Source organism: Nostoc sp. UCD121, from assembly GCF_014222285.1.
GTDB lineage: Bacteria > Cyanobacteriota > Cyanobacteriia > Cyanobacteriales > Nostocaceae > Nostoc.
On the sequence record NZ_JACKZS010000307.1, the window covers coordinates 1 to 6,202 of the forward strand.

A 6,202-nucleotide genomic window follows, 5' to 3' on the forward strand; every position below is an offset into this window, starting at 1 on the left:
CTAGAACACCAATTCAGTAATCGGAATCATGACGAAAAAATGAGGTTTTGTTGGGTTGCAACAAGGAATGTTTAGTTGTAAAAGACGCTAAAACAGGGGTTATCAGTCTTGTGTTTTATTAGTGAATCGGTGTTCTAGGTCTATCCCGGTGATTGAAGATTTACGGCGATTACTGGTTGAATACTACCCACTGGCAGGGGATGATTATCTGTTTCCCGGTCGCAGTGATGGGCATATCAGCGAAGACTCAGCCGCAAGGATATTGAGAACAGCTTGTAAGGAGGCTGGGATAATTGGCGTGTCTACCCACAGCTTTAGGCGCACAGCACTAACGCAGATGAGTAATGCCCACATTCCATTGCGGGTAATTCAGGAGATATCAGGGCATCGAAATTTGGAGCAGTTGCAGAAATATTTGGAAGTGACTGACGAGCAGGTGTTGGGGGCGGCGGCGAGTTTGTCGATGCTGTCACCAGTGGTTAGGAGTCATGTAGAGATAGAAGTTGATGAAAAGCTAGAAATTGATGCTAATAGTCCCCGTTAGGGGAAGTAGTTATATTGGATAAATTAATTAATGGTTGCGGCGCTGGTGCTGAAGGCGATCGCACTTGCTCTTGGTGGCCATTACTCGGACGACTTTTCTAACGCTGTTTTTGATCACTCACTCTGAACCAAGAAGTTCCGTTATCCGCTTGAGTCACCCCACCGTCATTCGATGCGTAGTAAATCATATTCGGTGATATTGGCGTCAGAAAATCATACTCGGTAAACATCGCATATCCCCCGTTGGTCCCTCCAGACTGCGCCACAGCTATAATCTTCATCCCAGAACTAGATTGATACAGCCCTATAGTAGGTGATGCGGCTACGCATTCAAATTCAGCATCTACCGCAATTAGGTACGATGTAGTGCCCGCCCCGGTCTCCGGTCCTGTACAGACGTAGTTTAGTAATGTTAACTTCTTACCCCCCGATATTTCTATTTTCTCTTGTGACCACACTAAGTCTGTAGGTGGTTTAGCCCTCCCTCCTTGCTCATTTATGTCTAACCCACTCTCACGGGATATCATGCGTCGTGAAGCAGCTTCGGATTCATCTCTGGAACTTCTACCCAGGAATGCTTGCAGCTTTTGCTCATAGCCTTCCACTCTTTTACCAGGTTGGAAACCTTCACTAGCCAGAACTTCTCTCTTTCTTTGATCGCCCCGAAACAAATTCTTAATAGTCAAGGTTTTTGGTATGAGCTTAGTTCGGGCTGAAAAATATTCCTTATCTTTAGTAATATTGGCTTCTTTTGAGCTATGAGCTACATCCTCCTGTTGCGTAGGTGGTAGATTCTGTTGCGTAGGTGGTAGATTCTGTTGCGTAGGTGGTAGATTCTGTTGCGTGGGTGGTAGATTCTGTTGCGTGGGTGGTAGATTCTGTTGCGTGGGTGGTTGTGCCGTAGTGAGGCCTAACGCTTCGGCAATTTTTTCATAGCTAACGTATTCATTTTTATCCTGGCGCAAACTTGTGATTTTCCATGTCTGAATGTTTGCTGCCGCTGAATAACCCAAATCAATGAGTTTTGCCTTTACCTCTGAATCTTTGCTGTTTAGTGGAACTTCACCGGCCCATTTTGCCTGAAGCATCAACCTTTCCTGATTGCTTTTCTGCGCTTCCAACTGCACTTCTAAATTGTGACCTTCCCTTTTTTCCGAACCATCAAGAGAATTGACAGTCTGCCTTTGTTGAGGAAATCGCTTCACAGCACCCCCACTCTGCTGCACAACATGAGTTAACTCATGCGCTAACAACTCCTGCCCCCCTTGACTCCCTGGATTATATTCTCCCTGCCGAAAGAACACATCCTGCCCCGTTGTAAAAGCCTTTGCCTGTATCGATTGATTCAACTGGTCTGCCTGAGAATCCGTATGCACGCGCACGCCACTAAAATCAGCCCCAAATGCCTGTTCCATTGGTTCTCTGATATTGTCTGCCAATAGCTGTCCACCACCTCTCGCCTGTTGTATCCCAGCTTCCACATCAGTTGATGCAGCCATGCCACCGTCAGCCACACGCTGTACCATCGACTGCATCTGTAATTCTTCTTCGGACGACTTCTGACGCTGAATATTGTCTATTGTCTTGGTTTGCAATTCCTCTTCTTCAGTTACAGCCTCTCGTTGAACTGGTTGATTTGATTGCTGATGAATCCGTTGGACTACTTGGCGTGCGGTTTCGTCTGCTTCTTGCTCATACTTATCTCCTGGCTCTCCAATTGTCAGTTTTGCTTGTATTGGTGTTGGTATATCTGGTCTTCTCAGTGGAATATTGGCAATATTATGACTAAATCTGGTTGCGTGTTCAAGTCCAGAATTCAATAATCCGTCCATCTTGGCTTGCAAGACATTTAGGCGCTCTTGTCCTTCAGGCGTAATTGAGCCAAACTTTGCCTGTAGCTTTAGTTCAGTTGCCTGCATCTGTTGTTCTGCAAAGCCTTCATTCTCTATATCAGTCGGTGTTTTAGCTGTAACTGATGCTTTTTGGATTTCGCTACCATAAGGTCTATGCGCTAATTGAGGATATGAATTTAGCCCTGAAGAATTGGAATATATAGACGAGTGAGTTTTTAGTGATTTTGATTTGTGCATTTTTTTCTGCAAGTTTATTGATTTACAGTCAACTTGACATCAAATACTAATGTGCTGCAAAATATCGAGTCTTTTAAATCAAAATCTCTACTCTTTGGTTTACAAAATGCCAAATATTAATTAGATGAATATGAAAGTTGAAAAATAGCAAAATTATAATTAATGATTACTTTTCATAAAATAACCAAGTAAACTATATTAGTCCAACGATGAAAAACTCAATAACCTTTATTAGGCATATACATTATCTGCCTAATAGCTTAATATTTGAACTAAGGTAGTTGGATATAAATTTAGGTTTTAAGTTGATATTTAGTAAGTATTATCAGGCTTTGCTCTAACTTTTTTGCATCACATCAATTTTTGTAACAGTTTTTAATAATAGCCCTTTGATGTCCCATTTTACAGGTATGTGATACCGTTGGCAAATTCATTGGAAGGGTTATTTTTGGTAGCTTTCTTTGGCAGGTTTCCACAACAGCACAAGGATTTTCAGCGTTAAGAAATATTTCGCCAACGATATCCCGGCAGAACCCCTACATGACAGGCGGCATTGTCGATGCTGTCGCCTGTTGGGGCGTGGATGTCGGGAAATAAGATGATCACGGCATCCAAGTAAAACGAACGCACAAAGACTTGATCCCTAAAGCAACCCGCCAACAAAGTGCTTCGGAAAAAAGAAGCGCAGGCATTGCACTTCTTGGGAAACGGAATTAGGTTCACGCTTTAGGTTTAAGTTGTTTAACAGCCTTGCGTTCAACAGGGGTCAATAATCCCCAAACAGCAGATTTAAATTCATCCGTCCATTCTTCTATGAGTTCATCAATCATTTGCCAGGACTCATCTACAATAGACTCCCGAATCAGTTCCGCATTGGCAATCACCCGATCTACCGAGGTGGTAGAACAGAGACTAGAACAGCTATCAGATGCTTGCTGTATAACTGTTTCAGTATTTTCTGGCTCGGTTGTGTTCCAGTCACTTTTCAAACTTTTATCTTTTTCTGGAGGTGGGGTGAAATTTTCTCCCCCACTACTGTCAAAATTTTCTAAAAATTTTGGAGAATCACTAGAACAACTAGAACACTCAATCTCTAACTCTTGGGGAGCAATAGTTTCAGACTGTTCTAGTTGCTGTTCTAGTGGTGTTCCACTCTCTGTTCTAGTCTCTAGTTGTGGCTTAGTCCAGGGGTAAAGGAGTTTGCCAGCTATCCGTTTGCGTGAGCCTCTGTTCCATCCATTAGCCCGGAGGATTTGAGTGACACGGTTTTTCTCTGCCATGCCTTGTTTGGCTAACTCAATTTTGAGAACTTCGCTAAGTATTTCTGATGCCGATACTTCATTGCGAATGTTAGCCCAAGCCATGATTTCCGCTTCCCAAGGATCTGTGCTTTGATAATGTTTGTTAGCAGCCTCTAACCATTCATCTTCGGTGTCGGTCAAGTGCCACTGTTCTCCACTCTTGTAAGCGGTGACGGCAGCAGCCCAAATCAGATCCCGTTCTTTTTGAAGTAACTGAATGTTGATCCGGTTGACTAAAACCGAAACTACCCAGAAACGACGCTCACCAGTGGGGTCATACAAGAATTCGTCCTGATTGGTAGTGCCAACAAAAATAGATGGTCTGGGTAAATCCTCAATATCTGTACCATAAGGGCGGCGAATCGAATCAGTCAGACGTGAGAGAAAAGCTTTAAGCTGTGAGACATCTTTCTTTTTATAGGAGTTCTCAAACTCGGCATACTCCAACAGCCAGTACTGGCCAATCTTCATGATTTCATCTTTTTCTGTGCCAGAGATGTCATCAGTGAAAAACTGTTTACCTGCTAAAACTCTCCAAAATGTTGACTTGAGAGATTTCTGCTTACCTTGAAGGATGGTAATTTCATCGTGCTTGCACCCCGGCTCGTATGCCCGTGCCACAGCTGCAATCAAAGTCCGTTTCATCAGCGCAGCGTGTAACGGGTCATTAGTGCCAAAGTAACGTGAAGCTATTGTATCAAGTATGCTGATATCGACATCAGTATGTTTATGGCTCACCCGTTCGAGATACTCAACCACTGGACTGTAGGGATTTTCTTGAGCTAGGTCGAGAACAATGCCCTTACCTTGTTCTTTGCTAATATCGATATGAATTTGTCTAGCTATCTTCAAGTCGATGCGGTCAAGTGGTAGTGGTTGTCCGTCAAGTTCTACTTGTTTTTTAAGGGTGTTCCAGCGCAGACGTTCACCCCAGACGGCACGAATTTGATTAAATTTTTGCTCCAACTTGCTTTCTGTTGTCCGAGAACGTTCGGCATCTGCTTCTAGAGACTTATTGAGCGCATCAACAACGATGCGTCTATCCTCAATTGCTTGCAGGATGTCTTCTGCGGTTGCCCCATCTTCTACCCAGTCTTTAATATCCAGTCCGCCGTTTTTGGCTAGGTGTGTCCAGTAAAAGTCATTGGGAGGGGCATACAACCATTTGGCATCTGGGAAATCTTTGAAAATATCTTCCATGTGCTTTAACCCAGGTTCGTCACGGTCGGGACAAAGAACTAGATTAGCATCTTCTAAATCCGCTTGGTAATTGCCGTAGGCGCGATACTTCAGAGCGCCGCCGATTGTGGTCGTGGCAGGTATGCCCATCTCCCAAAGAATATCGGCTATGCCTTCACCCTCAACGATGAAGATGGTTCTACCATCTGCGATCGCTGCTTTGATTTCGCTATAACGATAAATGGGAATAGAAGCTTTTGCTTCATCAGTTAATCCTTTAACCCAGTTGTGACTATCCCAATGTGACTGAAAGATTCGCTTTTTCCCGTTGCCGTCATCAATGCGAGTTACCTTAACCAATGGTTGCCCGTCTCGGTCGTAGTAAATATATTCTTTCTTGCCTTGGGGACGTGGCGGTTTTTGGTGCTTTTCTGGTGCGTAGTATGGCTTGCCGTTGCGGTCAGTCTTTGATGTTTGCTCCCAGCCACGCGCTGGTTGGGCATCGCGGTTGCAGACTGTCAATTCTCCTATTGAGTAACACCAGTCTGGTTTACCACAGTGGGGGCAGGGTAAATGCTTTGTTACCTCCATTGGTTTGGAGGCGAGATCCCCTGACATAACGGAGCGGCCAACGGTCTCTTGTCCTATTAATTGGGCTACCATTGTGAAATCCTTGTGAGGTAAATTGTGTGGGCTTTACCTCCCCCGAAGATTCACCAAAGTTTTAATCAAATTTCTCGTTAAACCTGTTGTAGGAAGTTGTAAGAAGTACTAGGAACTGATAACATTAGGTTATAAAGAAATTTGAATATGTTTTCAAACAAAACAAAGGGGTGTCTTCTGGGACTGTTAAACAACTTGTTAGAAGCAAGTTGAGTCCGGGGAGGCATTCTTTCCTTATGTATATCTGGTGACATGACACTTAGAAAAGATGGACTAAGGGTATAGTCTTATTACATAGTAATTTATCTTCCCTAAAAATAAATAGTAAATGTGCGACTTTCCAAAATAAAATAATTTATTTTTTATCTTTAATTCCAGGCAGAACAAGGTTTTACAAGTTTTTTAATAACATTAAAAGCCATACGG

2 protein-coding genes and 1 pseudogene are annotated in these 6,202 nt (G+C 43.3%); 1 reads left to right on the forward strand and 2 read right to left on the reverse strand.

Features of this window, described 5'->3' with window-relative positions:
* Positions 1-133: 133 nt before the first annotated feature.
* Positions 134-544 (forward strand): annotated as a pseudogene (locus tag GNF10_RS34060) (tyrosine-type recombinase/integrase); the annotation flags it as partial.
* 97 nt (positions 545-641) lie between these two features.
* Here the strand turns inward: GNF10_RS34060 and GNF10_RS34065 are convergent.
* Both GNF10_RS34065 and GNF10_RS34070 read right to left on the reverse strand, forming a co-directional pair.
* A complete protein-coding gene (locus tag GNF10_RS34065) occupies positions 642-2,633 on the reverse strand; it encodes a DUF4157 domain-containing protein (protein WP_221644697.1) in 1,992 nt (663 codons plus the stop codon).
* A gap of 719 nt (positions 2,634-3,352) precedes the next feature.
* The gene (locus tag GNF10_RS34070; RefSeq protein ID WP_260446210.1) at positions 3,353-5,776 is read right to left on the reverse strand and encodes a VapE domain-containing protein; all 2,424 of its coding nucleotides are present in this window, start codon (positions 5,774-5,776) and stop codon (positions 3,353-3,355) included.
* Between the last annotated feature and the right edge of the window lie 426 nt (positions 5,777-6,202).